Source organism: Klebsiella grimontii (genome assembly GCF_042137965.1).
Classification (GTDB): domain Bacteria; phylum Pseudomonadota; class Gammaproteobacteria; order Enterobacterales; family Enterobacteriaceae; genus Klebsiella; species Klebsiella grimontii.
Genome location: NZ_CP169721.1, coordinates 1,718,535 through 1,743,593, shown reverse-complemented (window position 1 = coordinate 1,743,593; position 25,059 = coordinate 1,718,535). Strand labels below are relative to the sequence as shown.

23 protein-coding genes are annotated in these 25,059 nt (G+C 55.6%); 9 read left to right on the top strand and 14 right to left on the bottom strand.

Annotated elements, in window-relative coordinates:
- Positions 1 to 3: 3 nt before the first annotated feature.
- Together gtdA and ACE3MN_RS08355 are read right to left on the bottom strand one after the other, a co-directional pair.
- Entirely contained in the window at positions 4 to 1,041 is a 1,038-nt protein-coding gene (gene gtdA, locus ACE3MN_RS08360) for a gentisate 1,2-dioxygenase (protein WP_004870415.1), read from the bottom strand.
- Between the two features lie 11 nt (positions 1,042 to 1,052).
- Positions 1,053 to 2,411 (bottom strand): MFS transporter, encoded by a 1,359-nt coding sequence (locus tag ACE3MN_RS08355; RefSeq protein ID WP_102649886.1) that lies wholly within the window; start codon positions 2,409 to 2,411, stop codon positions 1,053 to 1,055.
- 126 nt (positions 2,412 to 2,537) lie between these two features.
- Between ACE3MN_RS08355 and ACE3MN_RS08350 the strand changes: the two genes are divergently transcribed.
- The 5 genes from ACE3MN_RS08350 to sanA all read left to right on the top strand — a co-directional run bounded on the left by ACE3MN_RS08350 (position 2,538) and on the right by sanA (position 6,520).
- On the top strand, positions 2,538 to 3,455 hold the full coding sequence (locus ACE3MN_RS08350) for a LysR family transcriptional regulator (RefSeq protein WP_049085467.1): 918 nt from the start codon (positions 2,538 to 2,540) through the stop codon (positions 3,453 to 3,455).
- Between the two features lie 121 nt (positions 3,456 to 3,576).
- Positions 3,577 to 3,975, top strand: a complete 399-nt coding sequence (locus tag ACE3MN_RS08345) for a CidA/LrgA family protein (protein WP_004122849.1) — start codon at positions 3,577 to 3,579, stop codon at positions 3,973 to 3,975.
- Complete coding sequence (locus tag ACE3MN_RS08340) at positions 3,972 to 4,667, top strand: CidB/LrgB family autolysis modulator (protein ID WP_024359205.1); 696 nt, start codon at positions 3,972 to 3,974, stop codon at positions 4,665 to 4,667. Before ACE3MN_RS08345 ends, ACE3MN_RS08340 begins: the two co-directional genes overlap by 4 nt.
- A 127-nt stretch (positions 4,668 to 4,794) precedes the next feature.
- Entirely contained in the window at positions 4,795 to 5,679 is an 885-nt protein-coding gene (cdd, locus tag ACE3MN_RS08335) for a cytidine deaminase (RefSeq protein WP_024359206.1), read from the top strand.
- Positions 5,680 to 5,803: 124 nt separating this feature from the next.
- Positions 5,804 to 6,520, top strand: coding sequence for an outer membrane permeability protein SanA (gene sanA, locus ACE3MN_RS08330; protein WP_004122854.1), 717 nt, complete (start codon positions 5,804 to 5,806; stop codon positions 6,518 to 6,520).
- An 82-nt stretch (positions 6,521 to 6,602) separates the two neighbouring features.
- Here the strand turns inward: sanA and ACE3MN_RS08325 are convergent, their stop codons facing one another.
- From ACE3MN_RS08325 to folE, 9 genes are all read right to left on the bottom strand, one after another.
- Complete coding sequence (locus ACE3MN_RS08325) at positions 6,603 to 7,262, bottom strand: DUF799 domain-containing protein (protein WP_024359207.1); 660 nt, start codon at positions 7,260 to 7,262, stop codon at positions 6,603 to 6,605.
- Positions 7,259 to 7,615, bottom strand: coding sequence for a DUF4810 domain-containing protein (locus tag ACE3MN_RS08320; RefSeq protein WP_004870406.1), 357 nt, complete (start codon positions 7,613 to 7,615; stop codon positions 7,259 to 7,261). The genes ACE3MN_RS08325 and ACE3MN_RS08320 overlap by 4 nt, the downstream gene beginning before the upstream one ends.
- Before the next feature lie 72 nt (positions 7,616 to 7,687).
- The gene (locus tag ACE3MN_RS08315) at positions 7,688 to 8,359 is read right to left on the bottom strand and encodes a CsgG/HfaB family protein (protein ID WP_024359208.1); all 672 of its coding nucleotides are present in this window, start codon (positions 8,357 to 8,359) and stop codon (positions 7,688 to 7,690) included.
- A gap of 217 nt (positions 8,360 to 8,576) precedes the next feature.
- Complete coding sequence (gene mglC, locus ACE3MN_RS08310; protein ID WP_004122861.1) at positions 8,577 to 9,587, bottom strand: galactose/methyl galactoside ABC transporter permease MglC; 1,011 nt, start codon at positions 9,585 to 9,587, stop codon at positions 8,577 to 8,579.
- 15 nt (positions 9,588 to 9,602) lie between these two features.
- Positions 9,603 to 11,123 (bottom strand): galactose/methyl galactoside ABC transporter ATP-binding protein MglA, encoded by a 1,521-nt coding sequence (gene mglA, locus ACE3MN_RS08305; RefSeq protein WP_004870402.1) that lies wholly within the window; start codon positions 11,121 to 11,123, stop codon positions 9,603 to 9,605.
- 118 nt (positions 11,124 to 11,241) lie between these two features.
- Positions 11,242 to 12,240 (bottom strand): galactose/glucose ABC transporter substrate-binding protein MglB, encoded by a 999-nt coding sequence (mglB, locus tag ACE3MN_RS08300; RefSeq protein WP_004852665.1) that lies wholly within the window; start codon positions 12,238 to 12,240, stop codon positions 11,242 to 11,244.
- A gap of 288 nt (positions 12,241 to 12,528) precedes the next feature.
- The gene (gene galS, locus ACE3MN_RS08295) at positions 12,529 to 13,551 is read right to left on the bottom strand and encodes an HTH-type transcriptional regulator GalS (protein WP_004870397.1); all 1,023 of its coding nucleotides are present in this window, start codon (positions 13,549 to 13,551) and stop codon (positions 12,529 to 12,531) included.
- A gap of 155 nt (positions 13,552 to 13,706) precedes the next feature.
- Positions 13,707 to 14,864 (bottom strand): DUF418 domain-containing protein YeiB, encoded by a 1,158-nt coding sequence (yeiB, locus tag ACE3MN_RS08290; RefSeq protein ID WP_102649887.1) that lies wholly within the window; start codon positions 14,862 to 14,864, stop codon positions 13,707 to 13,709.
- A 15-nt stretch (positions 14,865 to 14,879) separates the two neighbouring features.
- Complete coding sequence (gene folE, locus ACE3MN_RS08285; protein WP_004103895.1) at positions 14,880 to 15,548, bottom strand: GTP cyclohydrolase I FolE; 669 nt, start codon at positions 15,546 to 15,548, stop codon at positions 14,880 to 14,882.
- 367 nt (positions 15,549 to 15,915) lie between these two features.
- On the opposite strand from folE, the gene fghA reads away from it, so the two are divergent.
- A complete protein-coding gene (gene fghA, locus ACE3MN_RS08280) occupies positions 15,916 to 16,752 on the top strand; it encodes an S-formylglutathione hydrolase (protein WP_102649888.1) in 837 nt (278 codons plus the stop codon).
- Positions 16,753 to 16,989: 237 nt separating this feature from the next.
- On the opposite strand, the gene cirA is transcribed toward fghA, so the two are convergent.
- From cirA to yieE, 3 genes are all read right to left on the bottom strand, one after another.
- The gene (gene cirA / locus ACE3MN_RS08275) at positions 16,990 to 18,963 is read right to left on the bottom strand and encodes a catecholate siderophore receptor CirA (protein WP_004870389.1); all 1,974 of its coding nucleotides are present in this window, start codon (positions 18,961 to 18,963) and stop codon (positions 16,990 to 16,992) included.
- 303 nt (positions 18,964 to 19,266) lie between these two features.
- Complete coding sequence (locus tag ACE3MN_RS08270; RefSeq protein ID WP_004870384.1) at positions 19,267 to 20,736, bottom strand: amino acid permease; 1,470 nt, start codon at positions 20,734 to 20,736, stop codon at positions 19,267 to 19,269.
- A gap of 158 nt (positions 20,737 to 20,894) precedes the next feature.
- On the bottom strand, positions 20,895 to 21,761 hold the full coding sequence (gene yieE / locus ACE3MN_RS08265) for a DNA-binding transcriptional regulator YeiE (RefSeq protein WP_004122885.1): 867 nt from the start codon (positions 21,759 to 21,761) through the stop codon (positions 20,895 to 20,897).
- A 173-nt stretch (positions 21,762 to 21,934) separates the two neighbouring features.
- Here yieE and ACE3MN_RS08260 point away from each other — a divergent pair, with 173 nt between their 5' ends.
- From ACE3MN_RS08260 to ACE3MN_RS08250, 3 genes are all read left to right on the top strand, one after another.
- Positions 21,935 to 22,984 (top strand): YeiH family protein, encoded by a 1,050-nt coding sequence (locus tag ACE3MN_RS08260; RefSeq protein WP_049088492.1) that lies wholly within the window; start codon positions 21,935 to 21,937, stop codon positions 22,982 to 22,984.
- Positions 22,985 to 23,079: 95 nt separating this feature from the next.
- Positions 23,080 to 23,937 carry a deoxyribonuclease IV gene (gene nfo / locus ACE3MN_RS08255; RefSeq protein ID WP_049088490.1) on the top strand — a complete coding sequence of 286 codons (858 nt, stop codon included), beginning with the start codon at positions 23,080 to 23,082 and terminating at the stop codon, positions 23,935 to 23,937.
- Between the two features lies 1 nt (position 23,938).
- Positions 23,939 to 25,027 (top strand): sugar kinase, encoded by a 1,089-nt coding sequence (locus ACE3MN_RS08250; protein ID WP_004870378.1) that lies wholly within the window; start codon positions 23,939 to 23,941, stop codon positions 25,025 to 25,027.
- The last annotated feature ends 32 nt before the right edge of the window (positions 25,028 to 25,059 follow it).

Here is a 25,059-nt window from a genome sequence, read left to right as displayed (position 1 = left end):
TTTTTAATAACGCGCTTCGCGGAACAGGCCGAGCGCTTCCTGCACGGGACGGTCCGAAAAGCTGAATAACACGCTATCTTCGGCGGAGATAAAAGAGACGGCGTGCCAGGTCGGCACCACGAAGATATCTTTTGCCTGAAAAGCGAAGGTCTGTTCGCCAATGGTGACCTGGCCGCTGCCTTCCACCACGTGATAGACGGTACTGTCGGTGGTTTTCGCCGCTCGCGAGGTAAACCCTTTCGGTAACAGCTGCAGGAAGGCGCCCATCGACGGCATCGGGTAGCCGCCGGTGACCGGGTTGACGTAGCGCATCTTATAGCCATCCCACTCGTCGGCATCGCCCATCCGCGTCAGATCGTGCAGCGCTTCGCGGCTGCGGTCGTAGCGATAGTTAAAGATGGGCGAAGAGTTACCGGACTGATGGCGCAGCGGCAGCATGTTGGCGGCGTAGCGCGGCAGATAATCCCCCTCTTTGCGGGTCACCGGCTGCTGATCTTGCGGATAGTCCTCCGCGAAGCCGCAGCCCAGATAGTTCACCAGCGGCAGATCGAGGCCGTCGAGCCAGATAACCGGTTCGTTGCCGGGGTTGCCGTGATCGTGCCAGCGCCACTGCGGCGTCAGAATAAAGTCGCCGGCGCGCATGGCGGTCCGTTCGCCGTCAACGGCGGTAAACGCCCCTTCGCCTTCCACGACAAAGCGCAGCGCCGACTGGTTGTGCCGATGGCTCGGCGCCACTTCGCCGGGCATAATCAGCTGCAAACCCGCGTACAGCGAGGAGGTAATCGACGACTGCCCGCGCAGCGCCGGGTTTTCCAGCACCAGCACGCGGCGTATCGCCTCTTTCGCGCCAATCAGCTTGCCGCTTTCCAGCAGCAGCGGGCGAATCTCCTGATAATTCCAGTAAGCCGGCGCGCAGGTGGCGTTCGGCGTTTTCGGCACCAGATGGTGCAGCGATTCCCAAAGCGGCGTCAGGTTTTGCCCGGAAATATGCTGGTAAAACTGCTGACGGCCGTTATTTGCTTCCGTGGTGGACTGGGACATAAGCGTTCTCCTTATTTATTCACAATGCCTGCGGAAGGCAGCGCGGCGGGTACAGAAGTCGGGTTGCGGACGGCAAGCGTCAGCAGGATAAGCATCACGGCGCTCACAACGGCCGGGACGGCGATAACAAAAAACAGGGTATCGAATGAGAAATTCATCGCCATCATCACACCGCCGGAAAGGGAGCCAACGATGGCCCCGCAGCGGCCAACCGCGTTTGACCAGCTCACGCCAGTCGCGCGGCTTTGCGTGGGATACAGCGTTGCGGTTAGCGCATTCAGCCCCACCTGCGAGCCGCTGATGCCGATGCCGGTGCCGAAAATCGCCAGCGCCATCAGCCACAGGCCGTTCTCGCTCAGGCCAATCATGACGATACACACCGCCCCGAGGCCGTAGCTCAGCGCCAGCACCCGATAGGGATTGAAGCGATCCATCAGCACGCCGAGCAGCAGCGCGCCAAAGGTGCCGCCAATCTGGAAGGCGGCGGTGACCCACGAAGCGTGCTGTAAATCAATGCCCCGATGGTTTAGCAACGTCGGCATCCAGCTGGAGAGCAGATAGATAATCAGCAGGCTCATAAAGAACACCACCCATAGCATTAAGGTGATGGCCAACTGACACCCGGCGAACAGCTGGCTGATACTGCCCTTCGCCCCTGCGGCAGGTTCATCAAGCCAGAAATGCGTGTCGTTATAGCGCTCGCCGGTAATGGCGCCGACGGTTCTGGCGATCGTCGCCTGCGGCAGCTGGCGACGGATCTGCCAGCGCGGAGACTCGGGAAGCAGAGGCACCAGCGCCACCGCCAGTATCAACGGTAAAACGCCGCCGAGCACCAGAATGCCGTGCCAGCCGATCAGCGGCACCAGCTGTGCGCTGACCACGCCGCCGAAGGCGGAACCGAGGGTGAACCCGCAAAACATCAGGGTTACCAGCGCCCCGCGCCGCCGGGCAGGCAAATATTCCGAGGTCATGGTGATGGTATTAGGCATTGCGCCGCCGAGGCCGAGGCCAGTCAGAAAACGCAGGAACACCAGCATTTGCAGATCGGGGGCAAACGCGGAAAGCAGGCTGAACAGGCCGAACAGGGCGACGCAAAACTCAATCACCCGTTTGCGGCCAAAGCGGTCGGAGAGCGGGCCGCAGAGCAGCGCCCCGGCGGTCAGGCCCAGCAATCCCGCGCCAAATAACGGCGCGAGGTCGCCGGCGGTGAGCTGCCAGTGGCTGCGGATATCCGGCGCGATAAAACCAATCGCGGCGGTATCAAAGCCATCGAGCATCACCACCAGGAAACAGCAGATAATCACGCGCCACTGTCGGGCGCCGACCGGCGCGGCGTTGAGCAGCTTCTGTAATTCAAGTCGTTGAGTCATCGTTATGCCTCAGTGCAGGTAGGGGTAGGTGTTGTATTTATTTCTTTTATGTTGCGAGTTTGTAACTCAGGCAATGAAATGTACAATGGTATTTCGGGCATAGACATAACCTGGAGGTTATCGCTAATGGCGGACTGGACGCAGAAACTGAAGCTGCACCATTTACAGATGCTGGTGGCGCTGGGGGAGCAAGGCAATCTCACGCAGGTGGCGAAAATGATGAACATTACTCAGCCCGCGCTCTCCAAATGGCTCAGCCAGTTTGAAGACGAAGTCGGCATGGTTTTGTTCGAACGCCATAGCAAAGGCCTGCGCCCGACCGAAGGCGGGAAGCTGCTGCTTCAGCACGCCCAGCGGCTGATTAACGATATGTCGCGTTCGCAGTATGAGATCGAGCGTTTTAAACAGGGCGGACAGGTGGGCAGCCTGATGATTGGCTGTTCGCCGGTGGCGACCGACTGCGTCTCGCAGGCGATCCTCGAACTGCTCAAAGAGATGCCGACCCTGCACCTGAATATCGAAGAGAAGGTCATGACGCCGCTGCTTAACGATCTGCTCGCCGGCGTGGTGGATGTGGTTGTCGGACGCGTCGGCGGACGGGCGCTGGAGCTGCCGCTGAGCTACCGGGTGCTCTACACCGAACCGGTCTGCTTTGTCGCCCGTCCCGATCACCCGCTGGCCCAAAAATCGCGGTTAAGCTGGGCCGATCTCTCCCCCTGGCGCTGGATCGTCTGGCCCACCGGCACGCCAATTCGCCTGAGCATCGACAACGCGCTGGTGGATAACGGCGTGATGCTGCCGGAAAACACCATTGAGTCCGCCTCGATGAACGTCACCAGCAACCTGCTGCAGAGCAGCGATATGGTCTCAATTCTCTCCTTGCGCCTGGCGCAGCGCTACGCCGCCCAGCACCAGCTGGCGATTCTTAATTTGCCGCGCATTGAACAAAAAGGTAGCGTTGGGGTGTTCTGGCGAAAAAGTGAAACGCCGTCGCTGGCGCTGAGCCGGTTTCTGCACTGCCTGTCGCTGCAATCTACGCTCTGATAGCCGTCCGTTTTGCTGTTCCCCCTCTCTATTGCAGGTATGCGTAGAATTCATGATGTGATCGGTAGCACATTTTTGGCTTTAATTGTATGATGAATGCGGTTCATCAAGGGTTATTACCATGAGTAAATCACTGATTATTGTCTGGCAGTATCTGCGCGCTTTCGTGCTCATCTACGCCTGCTTGTATGCGGGCATTTTTCTCTCTTCGCTCCTGCCGATCGCCATTCCCGGCAGCATTATTGGCATGCTGATTCTGTTTTTTCTGCTGGCGCTGCAGATCATGCCGCCACAGTGGGTTAACCCCGGCTGCAACATCCTGATTCGCTATATGGCGCTGCTGTTTGTGCCTATCGGCGTCGGCGTCATGCAGTACTGGGATTTACTGCGCGCGCAGTTTGGCCCGGTGGTGGTGTCCTGCGCGATAAGCACGCTGGTGGTCTTTTTAGTGGTCAGCTGGAGTTCACACCTGGTTCACGGTGAGCGCAAAGTGGTTGGACAAAAAGGAAGTGAAGAATGATCCATGAAATCTGGTGGTCGCTGCCGCTCACTCTTGTCGTCTTTTTCCTTGCCCGCAGGCTGGCGGCGCGGTTTAAATTTCCGCTGCTTAACCCGCTGCTGGTGGCGATGGTGGTGCTCATTCCTTTTCTGCTGATAACCGGCATCTCCTACGAGCGCTATTTCCTCGGCAGCAAAATTCTTAACGATCTGCTGCAGCCGGCGGTGGTGGCGTTGGCCTTTCCTTTGTATGAGCAGTTGCACCAAATCCGCGCCCGCTGGAAGTCAATCATCACCATCTGCTTTATCGGCAGCGTAGTGGCGATGGTCACCGGCACCACCGTTGCCCTGTTGATGGGCGCAACCCCGCAGATTGCCGCCTCTATTTTGCCGAAATCGGTGACGACGCCGATTGCCATGGCGGTGAGCAGCAGCATTGGCGGGATTCCGGCGATCAGCGCGGTGTGCGTGATTTTCGTCGGCATTCTCGGCGCGGTCTTTGGTCACACCCTGCTGAACGTGATGCGCATCCGCACCAAGGCCTCGCGCGGCCTGTCGATGGGGACCGCATCCCACGCCCTGGGGACCGCCCGTTGCGCTGAGCTCGACTATCAGGAAGGGGCGTTCAGCTCGCTGGCGCTGGTGCTTTGCGGGATAATTACCTCGCTGGTCGCGCCGTTCTTATTTCCGCTTATTTTAGCGGTGGTTGGATAAATGTGATTTTAATCACATTTTTAAATGCAACACGAATTAGTTGCAGAGACAATGAGATGTTTATCACATATACAGGCTGTCACCCCCCGTACACTAGATTTCCATTACATTGTTATGAGGCAACGCCATGCACCCACGTTTTCAAGCTGTTCTTCCCCAACTGGCGGCGGACCTGCAAGCGGCCATCGCCCCGATGCTGACCGATCGGCATTTCCCGGCCCTGCTGAATGCAGACCAGGTTGCGGCGCTGCAAAGCGCAACGGGACTGGATGAAGACGCGCTGGCCTTTGCTTTGCTGCCGCTGGCGGCGGCCTGCGCGCGGGCCGATCTTTCCCATTTTAACGTCGGCGCGATTGCCCGCGGCATCAGCGGTACCTGGTACTTCGGCGGCAATATGGAATTTCTCGGCGCCACTATGCAGCAAACCGTGCACGCCGAACAAAGCGCCATCAGCCATGCCTGGCTGCGCGGCGAAAAATCCCTGCGGGCGATTACCGTTAACTATACTCCCTGCGGCCACTGCCGACAGTTTATGAACGAGCTGAACAGCGGCCTGGCGCTGCGCATCCACCTCCCCGGTCGCGAGGCGCATTCGCTGCAGCACTATTTGCCGGACGCTTTCGGCCCGAAAGATCTGGACATTAAAACCCTGCTGATGGACGAGCAGGACCACGGCTTCCCGCTCAGCGGCGACGCGCTGGCTCAGGCGGCGATTCAGGCGGCCAACCGTTGCCATACGCCTTACAGCAATTCGCCCTCCGGCGTAGCGCTGGAGCTGAAAGACGGCACCCTTTTCACCGGCAGCTATGCCGAGAACGCCGCCTTTAACCCGACGCTGCCTCCGCTGCAGGGCGCGCTGAATCTGCTGAGCCTCAACGGATACGATTACCCGGATATCCAGCGCGCAATTCTGGCCGAAAAGGCCGATGCAGCGCTTATCCAGTGGGACGCCACCGCGGCGACGCTGAAGGCGCTGGGCTGCCATAATATCGATCGCGTACTGTTAGGTTAGTCACATTCTGCGGGCCAAACGGCCCGCACTGTTGAAAATCCCCGCAATTAAACGACGGTTTCTTGCGCTTGCCCGACGGGTAAAGTAGCCTGAAGCTTCCCTCATCCACTATTGAGCCAGGTTCATGTTAAAGCGTGTGTTATACAGCCTGTTAGTCCTGTTCGGCTTGCTGCTGTTAACCGTGCTGGGTCTTGACCGCTGGATGAGCTGGAAAACCTCTCCCTATATTTACGACGAGCTGCAGGACCTGCCCTACCGCCAGGTCGGCGTCGTGCTCGGTACCGCTAAGTACTACCGTACCGGGGTTATCAACCAATATTATCGTTACCGGATTCAGGGCGCGCTGAACGCCTACAACAGCGGCAAGGTGAACTATCTGCTGCTCAGCGGCGATAACGCGCTGCAAAGCTATAACGAGCCGATGACCATGCGCCGCGATTTGATTAAAGCCGGCGTCGATCCGGCGGATATCGTGCTGGACTATGCGGGTTTTCGTACGCTCGATTCGATTGTTCGCACCCGTAAGGTCTTCGATACGAACGACTTTATTATCATTACCCAACGCTTCCACTGCGAGCGGGCGCTGTTTATTGCCCTGCATATGGGGATTCAGGCGCAGTGCTACGCGGTACCATCGCCAAAGGATATGTGGAGCGTTCGCCTGCGCGAGTTCGGCGCCCGCTTCGGCGCGCTGGCGGATCTCTATATTTTTAAACGCGAGCCGCGCTTTTTAGGCCCGCTGATCCCCATCCCCGCGCAGCAGGAAGTTCCCGACGGCGCGCAGTCCTATCCGGCGGTCACGCCCCAGCAGCTGCTGGAGCTGCAGAAAAAAGAGAAGTAGCCTCGTTATCTGGCAAAGAGGGGTTCATGATAAGCAATAAATGGCCGATGCAAAGGCGCGCATCGGCCATCTATTGAGGACGCTATTGCAAATCTTTACCGTATTTAGGAGAGCGAGGGCCGTACAGCATCCCTGCTGGCGCGGCAGGCGTGAGCAGTCGCGCATCGGCAATACCCGCGACCTTATAGCTTCTGTCGGTCATGGTGTTGACTATCTGGTCAACGGCCGCCTGGATAAGCATGCCTAAAAGCGAACCGCCGCTACCGTCACTTTCGCTGCTGGAAGCCACCGCGCTGCCTTTCCATAATAGTTTTCCGTTACGAATATCCACCAGCTCACCGGAAACGGCGACGCGGGTATCGCTGTTGATAACCTGATACGATGTCCCATATTCCGTGACCTTAAGATAGAGCACAGCGTCAGCGCCAAAAATTTCTCTTAGCTTTTGATGGCTGACACCGTGCATTTCTTCACCATTCACGACGCCATTTTGTTTAAAGGTGTTATCAACGACGGCAACAGGGAAAACATAATATCCCGCCTCGGCAAGCGGCAGCGTGACCTGCGAAAGTACCCCATAGCCCGCTTTAACGTCCGGTGATTCGTTTTTCGGCAGCAGGACCAGAATACTCTTCGGTTTACTCTGCCTGAATGCCGTGTAGTCATAGGATTTTTTCGGCGCGCAACCGCTCAACAGCAGGGTCAGTAATAAACCCGCGCATATTACATATAACTTTTTCATGCTTTGCCTCCCTGCATTTTCTTCAACAGAAAATCCATAAACTGGCTGGATTCAGGAAACAGCCGTTTCTCCTGTTCAAATTCTGTTTTTGCCAGCTCCGGATGACCGGTATCGATATATAACATCCCAAGATGCGCATGCAGTCCCGGAGGAACAGGAAGCGCCTGCGCCCGCGCTTTTTCAATATCTTTTTTTAATGTTTCGATTTGCTCTTGTGGCCCCATATCCAGCGCGTAATACTCATAAACCACAGGCTGATATTCATTCCAGCTATAGAGGGGTTTGGGGCTTGTCGCACAACCGCTTATCACCGCCACGGCGAGCAGAATTAAAACAGAACGGATAATATTCATTTTTAACATCCATATTATGATTTAAAGCGACATTTCACGGTACGCACACGGGAAATGTCGAAATCAGAACGATTATTTAGCCGGTGTCCACGCACCGCTTTCGATACCTGCAACCAGATTATTTACGGCTTCGCGGATAGCGAGATCCAACACTTTTCCGTTTAGCGTGGAGTCATAGCTGGCGGTACCGCCGAATCCGATCACTTCGCGGTTAGAAAGCTCAAATTCCCCGGCACCCTGCGACGAAAAAACGACTTCGGATGTCTGGACATTCACGATATTAAGATTGACTTTGGCATAGGCAATTTGGCTCTTCCCTCTTCCCAGGATGCCAAATAATTGATGGTCGCCGACTTCCTTGCGCCCAAATTCGGTCACGTCCCCCGTCACCACGTAGTCAGCGCCCTTCAGCGTCTGGCTGGTCCCTTTTATACTGGCTTCATTCTGCAACTCGGCCATATTACTCCGATCGAGAACATTGAATCGCCCGGTTTGTTGCAAATGTGTTATGAGAATTGTTTTTGACTGATTACCCAAACGATCGACGCCATCAGAGAATACGCCATTCATATAGCTGGAGCGGTTATCAAACTTACCCACTGAAATTGGGCTGCGAGCGCCGTGGTAAGGCGTATTCCAGGTCGTCACCTTAGCGACTTCGAGTGAGCGGGATGATTCTTTTGCACAACCGCTTAATAATACGAGGCTTCCGAAGCCTATCACAGCTATCATTTTCTTTAACATTCGAGGGTTCCTTTCCATTATCAAAACAGCAAATGAGCATAATATCCTTAGTTTGCGGAAAAATACATAAACACATGTTTACATTTTGCCAAAAATAGTAACGTATTCCAGATATGAAAAAACCAACGGCTATTGGCACCGCAATATTAATTTTCGTGATCCCGTCCCGCGCAAATAAAAAAAGCTGCCCGCAGGCAGCTTTTTCCGAGAGAGAAACTTACTTCTTCCGCGCGTACTTCAGCGAATCCAATGCTACAGCGAAGATAATAATCGCCCCTTTGATAATGTACTGCCAGTACGGGTTCACGCCGATATAGGTCAGACCGTAGTTGATGACGGTGAAGATAATCACCCCGGTCACCACGCCGAACACGGTGCCGACCCCGCCGCTGAACGATACGCCGCCGACCACGCAGGCGGCAATCGCATCCAGTTCATACATAAAGCCAAGGTTGTTGGTCGCCGAACCGATGCGTCCGGCTTCCAGCAGGCCGCCGAAGGCGTAGAACACGCCGGAGAGCGCATAAATCATCAGCAGGTTCAGAGCGACGTTGACGCCGGAAACCTTCGCCGCTTCCGGGTTGCCGCCGATAGCAAAAATGTTTTTGCCAAAGCGGGTCTTGTTCCACAGGATCCATACGAAGAACACGGCAATCAGCGCATAGAAGGTGATATACGACAGGCGGAATGAACCCAGCGCCACAAACCCCTGGGCAAACTGCGAGAAGTGGCTATCGAAGCCGGAGATCGGCGACGCGCCCACAAAGTCGTAATACAGGGAGTTGATACCGTAAACGATGATCATCGTGCCGAGGGTGGTGATAAACGGCGTCACGTTCAGGTAAGCAATGATAATGCCGTTGATAAGGCCAATCACCGCGCCGATCGCGCACACCAGCAGGATAACCAGCGGAATCGGCATCGTGGCCATTTCCGGGAAGACCTTATTGGCGTTGTCCACCGCCTGCAGCATGGTGGCGGCGATAACCGCCGCGAGGCCGACCTGACGTCCGGCTGAAAGGTCGGTACCCTGAGTGACAATCAGCCCGGCCACGCCGAGCGCGATAATAATACGCACCGAAGACTGGGTCAGAATATTACTTAAGTTCAGCAAGCTTAAGAAAGTCGGATCCTGGAAAATAATAATAGCCAGTAATACTAAAAGAACCACGTAAATCCCACCTTCTTTCAAATAGGTGAGAAAACTCTTTTTATTTAACGCACTCATGAGGAGCCCCTGATCTTAAAGGTGCAACGACGCAAGACGGAGAATTTCGTTTTGCGTGGTGGTTTTAGTCTCAACAATTCCGGCAACAAGACCATTGCTCATTACCAGAATACGGTCAGTAATACCCAGTAGCTCCGGCATCTCGGAGGAAATAATAATGATCCCTTTGTCTTTTTTTGCCAGCTCGGCGATCAGCTGGTAAATTTCGAACTTCGCCCCAACGTCAATCCCACGCGTGGGTTCATCGAGCATCAGTATTTCCGGCTGGGTTAATAGCCAGCGACCGATAATAACTTTCTGCTGGTTGCCACCGGACAACGAACCAATTTGCGTGTGCTGCCCCGGGGTTTTCACGCGCATCGAATCAATCACCCATTGGGTATCGCTTTTCATGCGTGAATTATCCAGCAATCCGACCTTATTCTTGTATTTTTTAATATTGGAGATCAGCGAGTTAAAACCGATATCCAGGTAGGCATAAATTCCCGTCGAGCGGCGCTCTTCGGTCACCAGCGCAAAGCCGTGGTTGATGGCTTCATTGGCGCTATGGTTGTTAATCTTCTTACCGTGCAGCCTGATCGTCCCGCCGGCCTTCTCGCGAATGCCGAATAACGTCTCGACGATATCGGTACGTTTCGCTCCGACCAGCCCGGCAATCCCCAGGATTTCGCCTTTGTGCAGATCGAAAGAGATATCGCGAATCGACGGCTGGCGCAGCGAGGTTAAATTGCGCACCTCAAGAATCACCTCGCCCGGCTTATTTTCCTTGTTCGGGAAGCGCTGATTGAGGGAGCGGCCTACCATCATCGCGATGATCTTATCCATATCCAGCCCTTCCAGCGGCTGGGTGGCGATCCACTGGCCGTCGCGCAGGATAGTAATTTCATCGCACAGCTGGAAGATCTCTTCCATTTTGTGGGAAATATAGACAATGCCGCAGCCGCGCTCTTTCAGCTTGCGGATAATTTTAAACAGATGATTGACCTCTTTTTCAGTTAACGAAGAGGTCGGCTCATCCATAATGACAATTTTGGCGTTATAGGAAAATGCCTTCGCAATTTCAATCATCTGCATTTGCGATACCGATAGCGTACCGACGCGAGCGCGCGGGTCGATATCAATATCCAGCTCATCGAAAATCGCTTTGGTATCACGATACATTTTGTCCTGATCGACAAACACGCCTTTGGTGGGATAACGTCCCAGCCACATGTTATCCATCACCGAACGCTGTAAGACCAGGTTTAACTCCTGATGAACCATTGAAATACCGTTTTCCAGGGCTTCTTTAGCCGAATGGAAATCGATCTCTTGTCCCTGAAAAAGAATACTGCCGGAATCTTTTTGATAGATCCCAAATAGGCATTTTAATAATGTTGATTTGCCCGCGCCGTTCTCCCCCATTAAGGCATGAATAGAGTGGGGACGAACCTTGAGGTTCACATTATCGAGAGCCTTGACGCCAGGAAACGATTTGTTGATGTTGGTCATTTCCAACAAATATTCGCCTGACCGTTCGCTATTATTGCTGACCATAGTTATACCTGGCTGCGTGCGTGCATACCCCTGCCGACGAATTAACGACGAACAGGGACGGGTTCTGTATCAGGAATAATCGGGCGTACAGCGCGCACGCCCGCAGCTTATTAAGCTATTACTTACCGATAAATTCGCTCAGATTGTCTTTATCAACGCCCACGTACGGTACGCGGACAATCTTATTTTCAATTTTCCAGTTAGTGCCGGCAGCCGGTTCTTTCCCATCGGCGAGATTTTTCGCCAGATCGAAGGTGGCTTTCGCCTGGTTGTTGGCATCGTTCAGCACGGTACCCGCCATAGCACCGGATTTAACCAACGCTAACGCTTCCGGCAACGCATCGACGCCGAACACCGGGATGCTGCTCTTATTGTGGGCCTTCAGCGCTTCTACCGCGCCCATGGCCATTGCATCGTTGTTGGCGATCACGACTTCAATTTTGTTGGCGTTCGGGCCAGACAGCCAGGCATCCATCTTATCTTTCGCCTGTGCGGTGTCCCACATGGCAGTGTCTAAGGCCAGCTGCTGGGTTTTGAAGCCCTTGTCGTTCAGCTCTTTAATCACGTAGGTGGTACGCGCTTCCGCATCCGGATGACCCGGTTCGCCTTTCAGCAGGACAAACTGAATCTGGCCGTCTTTATTCAGATCCCAGTTCGGGTTCGCTTTCCAGTGTTTGGCAATCAGGTCACCCTGAATCACGCCGGACTCTTTTGAATCGGTACCGACATAGTACGCTTTATCGTAGCTATCCAGCGCCTTACGGGATGGCTCTTTGTTAAAGAACACCACCGGTACGTTCTGGCCACGGGCTTTATCGATGACCGTCCCCGCCGCCGCCGGGTCAACCAGGTTAATCGCCAGCGCCTTCACGCCTTTTGCCAACAGGACGTCAATCTGATCGTTCTGCTTGGACTGGTCGTTTTGCGAGTCATTCATGAGCAACTGAACATCCGGCGCCGATTTGCCGTCTTTCTCAATTGCCTTGCGCACCACCGACATAAAGTTGTCGTCGTATTTATAAATCGTCACGCCGATACGCGTATCTGCTGCGTGCGCCGCGGCGCCGAATAACATGCTGGCCATTACAGCAGACAGGGTTAACACCTTCTTATTCATGGAATCTCCGGTTTTATTATGCAGGGTCTTTGGTGTGAAAATGGCTGGCGAGCGTTACATTAATGTTACTGCACAGCGACATTCACGACTGTAATTCTGTCTTCCGTGTAGGGTAACGCTCCTGAAAAACGGCTTTATTCATCGTTTAACGCCGATTACTGCTGTAAAAGTGATTAATCACCGTGACATAGTATGTTCAGACTTGTAAACGCAGCAATCATAGTCAGCTTAATGTTAACAAACTGTGAAATCACTCACATATTGAAAGCGGTTACATCAGGCAGATAATTAGTTAGTGATCGGCCCCACAATTTGCCTCTGCGCCACCGAATGCCGGCGCACCAGCGTCGGCATAAAACAGTGGCTGGCCTCACGATCCAGCTTCCCCGCCGCCCCCTGTAGCGCCAGCTCGGTCGCCAGTTTCGCCATCGACATAATCGGGTAGCGCACCGTCGTCAGCTGCGGATCGGTGTAACGGGAAATGGGGATATCATCAAAACCGATCAGCGAAAGATGCTGCGGTACGGCAATGCCGTTATCTTTAAGCGTCGTGAGCGCGCCGGCCGCCATGCTGTCGTTATAGGCGAAGACCGCGGTCAGACCGAGGTTGCGCCCCAGCAGTTCGACCATCGCCGCCTCGCCGCCCTGCATATCAGGCGACCCGGAACCCACCCAGCTTTCGGGAGCGACAATGCCGTGCTCATGTAACGCTCTGAACCACCCTTCCCGCCGTAAATCATCATCTTCGATACCGTGATTGGAAGAGAGATAGCCGATGCGCTGGTGGCCATGATTGAGCAGCATGCGGGTCGCCATCAGCGCGCCGCTGACGTTATCCAGCCCAACGCAGCGGTGGGCGTACCCCGGCACGATGCGGTTAATCAGCACCATTCCCGGCATATGCTCCATAAAATCCCCCAGCTCCGCGTCGCTCAGCGCTTTAGAGTGGACGATCAGCGCCGAACAGCGCTGGCGAATCAGCACCTCGATGGCGTTGCGCTCTTTTTCCGCTTCATGATAGCTATTGCCGATAAGCACATATTTATGATGCTGCTGGGCGACGGTATCAACCGCTTTCACCAGCGCGCCAAAAAAGGCGTCCGACACGTCCATCACCACCACGCCGATGGTATCGCTGACCTGCGTCGCCAGCGCCTGCGCGTTGGCGTTCGGCCGATAGCCCAGCAGCGACACCGCCTTCATTACCGCTTCTCGCGTATCCGGGCTCACCAGCGCGCTGTTATTCAGCACGCGCGAAACCGTCGCGACGGAAACACCCGCCTGGCGGGCGACATCACGAATGGTGATCATACTCACCGACCTGTAGAGCATTGCAGTACGTCACACTCACCTCCTGTGTTCAGCAAGGAGGTTATTCTGGCAGCGACGTGCCGCACGCTACGTGAGTGAGGTCACAGGGATGGAAACGGTTACATCCATTTTGTTAATGATTGTGATCCAGATCGTTATCTGGATGTATCTTTTAATGATGTCCCCGATGCACGCAGGGTTAATTGACGCCATAGCCACTCAACGGGGCCTTGACGGAAATGACGTAGCCAAAACCACGAGAAGAGGAGATTGACCGCCCATACGGGCGGCACGAAGGCTAACAGCTGTAAGCGGTCATACTTCATAAACAGGCCGAAGCGGTAAAACAGGGTGGTGCAAATCAGGGTCTGCAGCAGATAGTTGGTCAGCGCCATACGCCCGACGCAGGCAATCGCCCCTACCAGACGAAACTTACACAGCTGCGGCCAGAAGCCCCAGGCCAGCGCCGCGTAGCCGATGGTTTGCAGCGGCGCGCTCAGCTCGCGCGGCGCCTGTAGCAAAAATGCGCACCAGCGATAGTCCCAGCCGAGATGCCACTGGGCGACGATAGAGGGCAAATTGACCGCCATTCCGGCGGCAATCAGCAGCCCGCCGGTACGCCGGTAGTGGCGAAGGCTGAACTGCCCTTTGAGCCAGCCGCTGCGCATCAGCGCGGCGCCCATCAGCATCATACCGGCCAGCTGCCAGCCGTACTGCGCGCCCAGCGCCAGCAGATTATCCGACAACATATCTGCGCGATTGCTTACCGCCTCAAGGCCGCCTTTTAGCTTCCAGTACTGCTCGTACTGCAAATTTGCCGCGTCCGGCAGCCACGAACGATTGGGCGCATTGCCGGAAATCAATCCCAGCAATAGCAGGACCGCCACGCCGATGATGTATAGCACCACGCCGGTATTAAACAGCGATTTGACATCGTGGGCGTCGCGCACCATTCGCCAGCCCACCAGCCCTACCAGCGCATAGGCCAGCAGAATATCGCCGTCCCAGAAAAACAGACCGTGAATAAAGCCAAGCAGCGCCAGCAGCGTCAGGCGCGACTGGATCCAGCGCTTGCCGCGCGGCAGCAGCAGCTGAAGTCCGGCGCCAAACAGCAGGGCGAAGAGGGTCAGGAATTTGACCTGCGCCAGCAGATCGAGAATCGCCCAGGTCCAGGCATCGCTGGCGGAAATGTTCCCGGACCACGCGGGGTTGAGGTAAGCGGCCTTCGGTAAACCGAAGGCGCTGATATTCAGTAGCAGGATACCGAGGATGGCGACGCCGCGGACAAAGTCCAGCGTGACATTTCTCTCCATGTACCCTGCTCCGTTTTAGTTGTGGTGACGTACGGCGCGCAGGAACTCCTGGCGGGTATTCTGGCTGGATTTAAACAGGCCGCCCAACGACGTGGTGGTGGTGGCGCTGGTCGCATCGCGAATGCCGCGCGCTTTCACGCAGTAGTGTACCGCATCGATGGAAACCGCGACGTTGCTGGTTCCCAGCAGCGTTTGCAGCGCGGTGAGGATCTGCTGCGTCAGTCGCTCCTGCACCTGAGGGCGCTGGGAGAAGAACTGCACGATGCGGTTAATTTTCGACAGGCCAATCACCGAATCTTTCGGGATATAGGCCACCGTCGCTTTGCCGTCGATCGTGACGAAATGGTGTTCGCAGGTGCTGGTCAGGGTGATATCGCGCACGGTCACCATTTCATCAACCTGCATCTTATTTTCGATGACGGTGATTTTAGGGAACCGGGCGTAGTCCAGGCCGGAGAAAATCTCATCGACGTACATTTTGGCGATGCGATGCGGAGTCTCCATCAGGCTGTCATCACTTAGATCAAGGTTTAACAGCTGCATAATCTCGGTCATGTGTCCGGCGATCAGACGCTTGCGAGTTTCATTATCAATTTCTTGTACTGGCGGACGCAGCGGCGTCTCCAGCCCACGAGCGACCAGCGCTTCATGAACGAGTATGGCTTCTTTACTCAGTGATGACATTTTTGTTCTCCTGCAGGTGTGGCGCTCTTTGCTCTTCTGAGGGCAAAGTTTGTATTCATTGTGCGTGAGGTGACGCACAGAATCCAGTAGCCGCATCGATAATTGTTGAAATTGGCGTCACCTCTCGTTCCACGCCGCCAGACCAGCGCACTACGATGCGTCACGCAACGCCCTGCTCACCTTGCCGCAACCAACCCAATCGCCGGCCGATAGCGCGATTCCAGCGCTACGACAACGTCAGCATGTTGGTTAAAAGTTGCATTAATGATGCAATACGTTCCGAAAAGGAGGAAGTGAAAGTTACTCACGAGGCCATGAAATATCTGTATTATGGAAAATTACGTCTGAGACACTTAAGGAGCCCTGCATGGAACTGCTCGAAGAGCACCGCTGTTTTGAAGGTCGGCAGCAACGCTGGCGGCACGACTCCGCAACGCTGAACTGCGCAATGACCTTCAGCATCTTTTTACCACCCGCCAACGCGGACGCGCCGCCGCCGGTTCTCTACTGGCTCTCCGGCCTGACCTGCAATGATGAAAACTTCACTACCAAAGCGGGCGCTCAGCGCGTCGCCGCCGAACTGGGCATTGCGCTGGTGATGCCGGACACCAGCCCGCGCGGTGATAATGTTGCCGACGATAGCGCTTACGATCTGGGTAAAGGCGCGGGCTTTTACCTCAATGCCACCCAGGCGCCGTGGTCCGCGCATTTCCGCATGTACGATTACCTTCGCGACGAGCTGCCGCAGCTGATTGCCCGCGAGTTTACTCTCAGCAGTCGCTGCGCCATCAGCGGACACTCCATGGGCGGCCACGGCGCGCTGGTGATGGCGCTGAAGAATCCGGGCCGCTTCGTCAGCGTTTCCGCGTTCGCGCCTATCGTTAACCCGACCCAGGTTCCCTGGGGTCAAAAAGCGTTTACCGCCTATCTGGGAGCGGATGAAGCGGCCTGGCAGGCCTGGGACAGCTGCGCGTTAATGCAGGCCAGCAGCGAATCTGACGCGATTCCAACCCTGATTGATCAGGGTGACAGCGATGCATTTCTTGCCGAGCAGCTGCAGCCGGCGGTACTGGCGGAAACCGCGCGTCAGAAAAGCTGGCCGTTAATCCTGCGCATTCAGCCCGGTTACGATCACAGCTACTACTTTATCGCCTCATTTATTGAGGACCACCTGCGCTTCCACGCCCGGTACCTCTTCGCCTGATCATCTCAATGCGTCGTGAAGCCCCTTCCCGGCGCATTGATACGCAAAATACCTCACCAACAAATCGTCATAAAAACTAATACATACAGCGAGATAGTGTATTTTCCGTCATCGGGGGTATGATTTTTGGCGGCGCTTGAGGCTTTCGTCTCAAGGCAGGATTGAGTTTTACCGTTGTGCTGAGGCAGAAAGAAGAGGGCTGGCAGGTTTCCCCGCCAGCCCTCTTTTATTGCCCGGTTAGAAGCGGTAATCGACGGCCATAAAGTAGCGGCGACCTTCTTCTGTATAGCTATAGTCGTCGCGGCTTAGATCCTTATCGCCGACGTTAAGCACTCCGGAGCGCAGCTTGACATTTTTGGTGACGTTCCAGGCCGCGCCGATATCAAACATGGTGTAGCCGCCGGGCGTTTTGCCCGTCGCGCTGACCGATCGCTGTTCGCCGGTATAGTTGGCGGTGACGTAGAAGGACCAGTCGTCCAGCGGTTTCCAGTCGAGGGTACCGTTAGCGGTATGGAACGGCAGCGTTTGCAGCGGTTTATCGCCGCCGTTGCTCAGGTCACGGCCATCGTTATAGGTGTAATTAACCGTCAGCTTCCATTCGTCGCCGAACGGCACCTTCAATTCCGTTTCTACCCCTTTGATACGCGCTTTATTGACGTTGAAGTAGCGGAAGATCGGCACGCGTTTCCCGTTCACCGTTTTCCAGCCGACAAAGTTCGGGTAGCCCGGCGCTTCGCTGGCGCTGGAGGTACGCAGGATATCAATCATATCGTCAACGTTGTTCTGGAAGGTGGTGACGCTTCCTTCCACGCCTTCAAGCCAGCCTTCTTCGCCGCGGTAGTACAGGCCCAGCTCGAAGCTTTCGCTGGTTTCCGGTTTCAGATCCGGGTTACCGATAATGCTGCACGAGCCGCGGCAGGAGTTGGTGGTCCAGTCCGGGTTCAGCTGCAGCAGGGATGGCGCTTTAAATGCCGTCGCCCAGCCGCCCTTCACGGTCACGGTATCGGTGGCGTTATACACCAGATAAGCGCGCGGGCTCCAGTGATCGCCATAGGTCTGGTGATCGTCCATGCGAATGCCGGTGGTCAAGGCCAGAGGTTCGATGATCCGCCATTCATCTTCAAGGAACAGCGCGTACTGGCTGGCGGAGGTGGATTGACTGCCGCTGCTCAGATTGACCGGGTCTTTCAGCTTATCGTGACGCCATTCGCCGCCGAAGGTCAGCAGCTGGTTAATCATTCCCAACGGCAGAACGTATTTGCCGTCCACCGAGTTACTCTCAGAAGTGATGGTCCCGGCCTGACCCGGATTTTTATTATCCACTTTCTCGCCGTAGAATTTCAGCTCGCTATTGCCGACATCCCAGCGGCCGTTGTGGCTCAGGGAGTAGTTCTGGCGCTCGAGGCGGTTGCGATCAAGCGAGTCGGAATCCCGATCCTGGCGATCAAACCCGTAGCCTGCGGTCATGTCCTGATTATCGGTTGGCGTCCAGGCGAATTCGACGTTGCCGTCGCGGCTGGTGAAACCTTCAATACGCGGCGTTTCGCCCGCTGCGTTGCTGGAAGCCTGCTGATCGTCCTTGGCGCGCTTTGCGAGGCTACCGTAGGCCTTCATCCCCAGCACGCCGTCAATCAGCGGGCCGCTGGTAAAGAACTGACCGTTGTACGTATCGCCGCGATCGCGATGTTCCTGAATGGTGGTGTCCGCGCTGAGGGTGCCGGTCCACTGCTGGCCGACCTTTTTGGTGATGATATTCACCACGCCGCCGAGGGCGTCGGAACCATAGAGTGAGGACATCGGCCCGCGCACGACTTCGATACGCTCAATGGCATCAACCGGGATCCAGTTAAGGTCAAAATCGTTGTGGCGAAAAACGGCGTTGCGCGAGTTAACGCGTTTACCGTCAACGAGGATCAGCGTATAGCCGCTGCTGAGGCCGCGAATGCTCACCCCTTTGCGGTTATCCCCTTCGTTGGTGAGCTGCACGCCCGGCACTTCCCGCAGGACATCCTTCAGGTTTTGTACCGGTCTACGCTGCAGATCCTGCTGGGTGATAACGCTAATACTGGCGGGCGCATCTTTGACGCTCTGTTCAGTTGCCGCCGCGGTGACGACCAGCGTTTCTTCGTTAACGTCGGCGAGCGCCGGAAACGCCAGGGATACGACGGACGCGCATAATCCGGCCCGGACAAAAGGGTTTAGCCTGAACATTCCATATCTCCATGAGGTGTACAACAAAACAAACAAAAAAGGTCCTGCTCACAGGTACTGTCGGCATAGCGCTCTAACGGCGTATGCACGCAATTTTTTACAGTAGATGTGGCTGGTCACCCCTTGTCAGTCTGACCCTCTGCAAGATATGGGGATTGGCTTCATCCTGAATTTGATGGAAATGATAAAGATAATGATTACAATTATCAATAAAATTGTGGAGAAATGTGTCAATTTGTAAGGGCTGGGGGCATAAAAAAACCCTCTTCGTGAGAGGGTTTTATCTGACTGCGCCAGCGCGGTTTAGCCTTTAAAGCGCTCCGGGAACTTCATTTCGCTGTAGCGTACAAAACGCGTTCCTTTCGCCAGCTTGTAACCAAACCAGATAACCAGGAATAGCGGAATACCGATATAGGTTGCCGCCACGCCGCCCCAGTCGATGGTATCTTTGAGGAACGCTTCGTAGTTCTGGCCCAGGGTAATGATCAGGCACAGCACGAAAGCGAAGATCGGCCCCAGCGGGAAGAAGCCTGAACGATACGGCAGGTCGTTGAGATCGTTCCCTTGCAGCACGTAGCCGCGACGGAAGCGATAGTGGCTGATGGCAATCCCCAGCCAGGCGATAAAGCCGGTCATGCCGGAGGTGTTCAGCAGCCACAGGTAAACGGTCTGATTACCGAACATCGAGCTCAGGAAGCACAGCCCTGCAATCACCGTGGTGGCATACAGCGCATTCCGCGGCACGCCGCCTTTGGACAGCTTAGAGAAAATACGCGGCGCTTTGCCATCGCAGGCCAGGGTGTAGAGCATGCGGGTGGACGCGTACATCCCGGAGTTACCCGCCGACAGCACCGCGGTCAGGATAACCGCGTTCATAATCGCCGCCGCCGACAGCAGCCCCGCGTGCTGGAAGACCAGCGTGAACGGGCTAACGGAAATATCTTTTACGTCGTTACGCAGCAGGCTCGGATCGGTATACGGAATGATCAGGCTGATAATCAGAATCGCGAACACATAGAACAGCAGGATACGCCAGAACACCTGCCGTACGGCGCGCGGAATATTCTTTTCCGGGTTTTCCGACTCGCCGGCCGCGATGCCGATAAGCTCGGTTCCCTGGAACGAGAAGCCGACAATCATCGCTACGCCAATCATTGCCGCAAAACCGCCGGCAAACGGCGCATCGTCGATAACCCAGTTGCTCCAGCCCGCAGGCTGCGCGCCTTTAAAGATACCGAAGATCATCATCACGCCGACAATAATAAAGATGATGACGGTGGCAACTTTAATCAGCGAGAACCAGTACTCCGCTTCGCCAAAGCCTTTTACCGAGATCCAGTTCAGCAGGAACATGATGCCGAGGAACAGCGCGCTCCAGACCCAACCGGGCGCATCGGGGAACCAGTAGGTCATCACCAGCTGAGCGGCAACGAGGTCAACGGCGATGGTTACCGCCCAGTTGTACCAGTAGTTCCAGCCCAGCGCGAAACCAAAGCCTTCCTCAACGTAATTTTGCCCATAGGTTGCAAAAGAGCCGGATACCGGCATAAACGCCGCCAGCTCGCCGAGGCTGGTCATCAGGAAATAAACCATCAGGCCGATGAGAATATAAGAGAGCAGGGCCCCGCCAGGGCCCGCCTGAGAAATTGTTGCGCCAGAGGCAACAAAAAGACCTGTACCTATGGAACCGCCAATCGCGATCATGGTCAAGTGGCGCGCCTTCAGTTCACGACGTAAACCGGGTGCTTCTGTGGTTTTAGTATCCGAAACCATGTGAAAATGCTATCCATCCAAAAAACGAGGCGAGATTGTACCAGAGTGTCTGTGATCCATCCGATACAATTGCAAAGTTATAAGAGAGCTTCATGATCGAGCATGGATTATTAGTAAAGCATGAAATCCCGGAAACGCCAGCGCGCATTGCGTCGCTTTTACACGTCGCAATAATGCAGAAATCGCTGTAATGCCTTGGAAATATGCTTCTGCCGGTGATGAATGCGCCACAAGGTGCGGGTTAAACGCGGCAGCGGAATCGTCAGCTCTACCAGCGACCCCACTTCAAGCTGCTCCGCCACCACGCGTCGCGACAGGCAGCTAATGCCTAAACCATGGCGCACCGCGTGCTTGATGGCTTCCGAGTTGCCCAGCTCCATCCCCAGATGAAACGCCGGTAAATGTGAGAGTAATAAATAGTCGACGATTTCCCGGGTCCCGGAGCCGTGCTCGCGTAAAATCCACGGCGCTTCCGCCAGCCGTTGCAGCGTCACCTCCCCTTCAAGGAGCGGCGAATCCGGCGCGGCAAAGACAACCAGTTCATCTTCCAGCCAGGGTTCGGCGATAATATCCGCGGCGTGACAGGGGCCTTCAATCAGCCCGATATCCACGCGCAGATCGGCCACCGCATTGATCACGTCCTGGCTATTGCCTACGCTCAGCTCCAGCGGTAAATCCGGCAGATCGCGTCGATAGCGCGCAATAATTTCCGGCAGAATATAGTTACCGATGGTGCTGCTGGCGTAGACGCGGATCGCGCCGTTGTCGCCGCGAAACAGCTGTTCTATCTCCAGCGCCCGCTCCAGCAGCGCCAGCGCCCGCGGATAAAGCAGTCTGCCGTGCTCGTTGACCACCAGCCTTTTCCCTACGCGGTCAAATAGCTGCACGCCCAGCTGCCCTTCGAGATCGGTCAGCGCCGCGCTGACCGCCGATTGGGAAAGCGCCAGCATTTGCGATGCCTGCGTCGTCGAACCGCTTTTTAATACTTCAGCAAACACTTCCAGCTGCCGTAGCGTGATATGCATGATTTTTCCTGCCTTTATAGACGACTCGCGATCCGCGGCGTAAGACTGATGCCCATCGTTGTCAAACCGCGAAACCGCGTATTTACCACTTATTTCGATTAATTATAAATATATAATCAATTTTATATTTAAGCCAGCGGGTCGTATGCTTTTCCCAGACAAAGGAGAAGGTTATGACAGCACTCACTTTACCGACTAAACATCGCCCATTGCGGCACTTTGCACCTGGACTGGCGCTGACCGCCGTGCTCACCGGCGCAGCGCTGTGGGCCGGTAGTTTTCCGGCTATCGCCGGCGCGGGCTTCAGCGCCCTCACGCTGGCCATTTTATTCGGCATGGTTATCGGGAACACGGTTTACCCGAAAATCTGGCAGCCCTGCGACGGCGGCGTGATTTTTGCCAAGCAGCACCTGCTGCGTCTCGGCATCATTTTATACGGCTTTCGCCTGACGTTCGCCCAGATTGCCGACGTCGGCGTAGGCGGTATCGTCATTGACGTGCTGACGCTTTCCAGCACCTTTTTTATCGCCTGCTTTCTTGGGCAAAAGGTTTTCGGCCTGGATAAACATACCAGTTGGCTGATTGGCGCCGGCAGCAGCATCTGCGGCGCGGCAGCGGTACTGGCGACCGAACCGGTCGTCAAAGCGGAAGCCAGCAAAGTGACGGTCGCCGTCGCCACGGTGGTCATTTTCGGCACCATTGCCATCTTCCTGTACCCGGCGATTTACCCCTTCCTGGCGCACTGGTTTACGCCGGAAGCCTACGGCATTTATATGGGGTCGACGATGCATGAGGTTGCTCAGGTTGTCGCGGCAGGCCACGCGGTGGGTCCGGACGCGGAAAACGCGGCGGTGATTGCAAAAATGCTGCGCGTGATGATGCTGGCGCCGTTCCTGCTGTTCCTCGCCGCGCGCGTGAAGCAATTATCCCCGGCCAACGGCGGGGAAAAAAGTAAAATCACCATTCCATGGTTTGCGATCCTGTTTATTCTGGTGGCGGTGTTTAACTCCTTCCACCTGCTGCCGAAAGCGGTTGTCGAAATGCTGGTCACGCTGGATACCGTACTGCTGGCGATGGCGATGGCCGCCCTCGGCCTGACCACCCACGTCAGCGCGCTGAAAAAAGCTGGCGCCAAACCGCTGCTGATGGCGCTGATGCTCTTCGTCTGGCTGATTGTCGGCGGCGGCGCGATTAACCTGGCCATTCATAGCCTGATGGCCTGAAGCCCCTCGCGACTCAGGTTGTATTAAGGATGATGTAACTCTCCGGCTAAGCCGCTATCATTACCCTCCCCCAGCGGCTTATCTGGAGTTTTTTTATGAAATATATTGGAGCGCACGTCAGCGCCTCCGGCGGTGTAGCCAATGCCGCCATTCGCGCAGCCGAAATCGGCGCGACCGCATTTGCCCTCTTTACCAAAAACCAGCGCCAGTGGCGCGCCGCGCCTCTGAGCGACGAAACCATTGCTGAATTTAAAGCCGCCTGCGAAAAGCACCATTTCGGTCCGGGGCAAATTCTGCCGCACGACAGCTATCTGATAAACCTCGGCCATCCGGTTGAGGACGCGCTGGAAAAATCCCGCGATGCGTTTATTGATGAACTTTCCCGCTGCCAGCAGCTCGGCCTGACGCTGCTGAATTTCCATCCGGGTAGCCATCTGCAGCAAATCCCGGAAGACGAATGTCTGGCGCGTATCGCCGAATCGATCAATATCGCGCTGGCAAAAACCGAAGGCGTTACGGCGGTGATTGAAAACACTGCCGGCCAGGGCAGTAACCTGGGCTTTAAGTTTGAGCATCTGGCGGCCATCATCGACGGCGTAGAAGATAAATCACGCGTCGGCGTATGCATTGATACCTGCCATGCCTTCGCCGCCGGCTACGATCTGCGCAGCGCCGAAGAGTGTGAAAAAACCTTCGCTGATTTCGAACGGATTGTCGGTTTTCAGTATCTGCGCGGTATGCACCTGAACGATGCGAAAAGCGCGTTCGCCAGCCGCGTTGACCGTCACCACAGCCTGGGTGAAGGCAATATCGGCCATGACGCTTTCCGCTGGATTATGCAGGACAGCCGCTTTGACGGTATCCCGCTGATTCTGGAAACGATCAATCCTGATATCTGGGCGGAAGAGATCGCCTGGCTGCGGGCTCAGCAAACGGAAGAGGCTAGGGGCTGATATGAACGACAGGGAAAAGCAGATCCTCAAAATTTTGCGGCGCAACCCGCTGATTCAGCAGCATGAGATTGCCGATATTCTGCAGATTAGCCGCTCCCGCGTAGCCGCGCATATTATGGACCTCACGCGTAAGGGGGCCATCAAGGGCAAAGGCTACATCCTTACCGAGCAGGAGTATTGCGTCTCGCTGGGCGCGGTGAATATGGATATCCGCGGAATTGCCGATATCCATTATCCTCAACCGGTGTCAAACCCGGGTAATATCCAGTGCTCCGCGGGCGGCGTGGCGCGAAATATCGCGCATAACCTGGCGCTGCTGGGCCGCGATGTGCATTTGATTTCCGCCGTCGGCAGTGATTTTTACGGCGAAACGCTGCTGGAGCAAACCCGCCAGGCCGGCGTAAACGTACAGAGCTGTATCCGCCTGCACGGCCATAATACCGCCACCTATCTCTCCATCGCCAATCCGCAGGAAGAGACGGTACTGGCGATTAACGATACGCATATTTTACAGTCGCTCACGCCGCAGCTGCTGAATCAGTATCGGGATCTGCTGACGCATGCGGGCGTCGTTCTGGTCGATTGTAATTTAACGGAACAGTCGCTGGAGTGGGTGTTTACCCTGACCAACGCCATTCCGGTGTTTGTTGATACCGTGTCCGAGTTTAAAGCGCACCGCATTCGCCCGTGGCTGGGAAAGATCCACACGCTGAAACCCACGCTGCGCGAACTGCAGATCCTCTGGGGCGAGCCCATTGAAAACGAGGCCGATCGCGATCGGGCGTTAGCATGGCTGCACGAAAGAGGCACCCAGCGGGTGGTGATTTACCTGGAAGATGACACGATTTTCTGTAGCGAAGCCGGTGGTGAACGCTTCCGGATGAGCCTGCCGGGCCATACGACGATAGACAGCTTTGGCGCCGACGATGCGCTGATGGCCGGGCTGCTTTATAGCTATCTCGACGGCAGCGACTTTAAAGAGAGCGCCGCTTTCGCCATGGCCTGCACCGCCATCACCCGCGCCAGCCACAGCATCAACAACCCCTCGTTGTCCGTTGATAACGCGCTCAATTTACTTGCCAACGGATAGCAGCGCACCGCTGACGCGGCGCGCGCATCACG

Excerpts from the sequence above, each read along its gene's own strand:
- galS (WP_004870397.1), bottom strand. The coding sequence starts at position 13,551 with ATGATCACCATTCGTGATGTCGCCCGCCAGGCGGGTGTTTCCGTCGCG.
- ACE3MN_RS08350 (WP_049085467.1), top strand. The coding sequence starts at position 2,538 with ATGGCGGACTGGACGCAGAAACTGAAGCTGCACCATTTACAGATGCTG.
- ACE3MN_RS08315 (WP_024359208.1), bottom strand. The coding sequence starts at position 8,359 with ATGTTAAAGAAAATGATAGCTGTGATAGGCTTCGGAAGCCTCGTATTA.
- cdd (WP_024359206.1), top strand. The coding sequence starts at position 4,795 with ATGCACCCACGTTTTCAAGCTGTTCTTCCCCAACTGGCGGCGGACCTG.
- ACE3MN_RS08260 (WP_049088492.1), top strand. The coding sequence starts at position 21,935 with ATGACAGCACTCACTTTACCGACTAAACATCGCCCATTGCGGCACTTT.
- ACE3MN_RS08250 (WP_004870378.1), top strand. The coding sequence starts at position 23,939 with ATGAACGACAGGGAAAAGCAGATCCTCAAAATTTTGCGGCGCAACCCG.
- mglA (WP_004870402.1), bottom strand. The coding sequence starts at position 11,123 with ATGGTCAGCAATAATAGCGAACGGTCAGGCGAATATTTGTTGGAAATG.
- cirA (WP_004870389.1), bottom strand. The coding sequence starts at position 18,963 with ATGTTCAGGCTAAACCCTTTTGTCCGGGCCGGATTATGCGCGTCCGTC.
- nfo (WP_049088490.1), top strand. The coding sequence starts at position 23,080 with ATGAAATATATTGGAGCGCACGTCAGCGCCTCCGGCGGTGTAGCCAAT.
- ACE3MN_RS08320 (WP_004870406.1), bottom strand. The coding sequence starts at position 7,615 with ATGAATATTATCCGTTCTGTTTTAATTCTGCTCGCCGTGGCGGTGATA.
- yeiB (WP_102649887.1), bottom strand. The coding sequence starts at position 14,864 with ATGGAGAGAAATGTCACGCTGGACTTTGTCCGCGGCGTCGCCATCCTC.
- gtdA (WP_004870415.1), bottom strand. The coding sequence starts at position 1,041 with ATGTCCCAGTCCACCACGGAAGCAAATAACGGCCGTCAGCAGTTTTAC.
- ACE3MN_RS08355 (WP_102649886.1), bottom strand. The coding sequence starts at position 2,411 with ATGACTCAACGACTTGAATTACAGAAGCTGCTCAACGCCGCGCCGGTC.
- ACE3MN_RS08340 (WP_024359205.1), top strand. The coding sequence starts at position 3,972 with ATGATCCATGAAATCTGGTGGTCGCTGCCGCTCACTCTTGTCGTCTTT.
- ACE3MN_RS08325 (WP_024359207.1), bottom strand. The coding sequence starts at position 7,262 with ATGAAAAAGTTATATGTAATATGCGCGGGTTTATTACTGACCCTGCTG.
- ACE3MN_RS08345 (WP_004122849.1), top strand. The coding sequence starts at position 3,577 with ATGAGTAAATCACTGATTATTGTCTGGCAGTATCTGCGCGCTTTCGTG.
- mglB (WP_004852665.1), bottom strand. The coding sequence starts at position 12,240 with ATGAATAAGAAGGTGTTAACCCTGTCTGCTGTAATGGCCAGCATGTTA.
- folE (WP_004103895.1), bottom strand. The coding sequence starts at position 15,548 with ATGTCATCACTGAGTAAAGAAGCCATACTCGTTCATGAAGCGCTGGTC.
- fghA (WP_102649888.1), top strand. The coding sequence starts at position 15,916 with ATGGAACTGCTCGAAGAGCACCGCTGTTTTGAAGGTCGGCAGCAACGC.
- yieE (WP_004122885.1), bottom strand. The coding sequence starts at position 21,761 with ATGCATATCACGCTACGGCAGCTGGAAGTGTTTGCTGAAGTATTAAAA.
- mglC (WP_004122861.1), bottom strand. The coding sequence starts at position 9,587 with ATGAGTGCGTTAAATAAAAAGAGTTTTCTCACCTATTTGAAAGAAGGT.
- ACE3MN_RS08270 (WP_004870384.1), bottom strand. The coding sequence starts at position 20,736 with ATGGTTTCGGATACTAAAACCACAGAAGCACCCGGTTTACGTCGTGAA.
- sanA (WP_004122854.1), top strand. The coding sequence starts at position 5,804 with ATGTTAAAGCGTGTGTTATACAGCCTGTTAGTCCTGTTCGGCTTGCTG.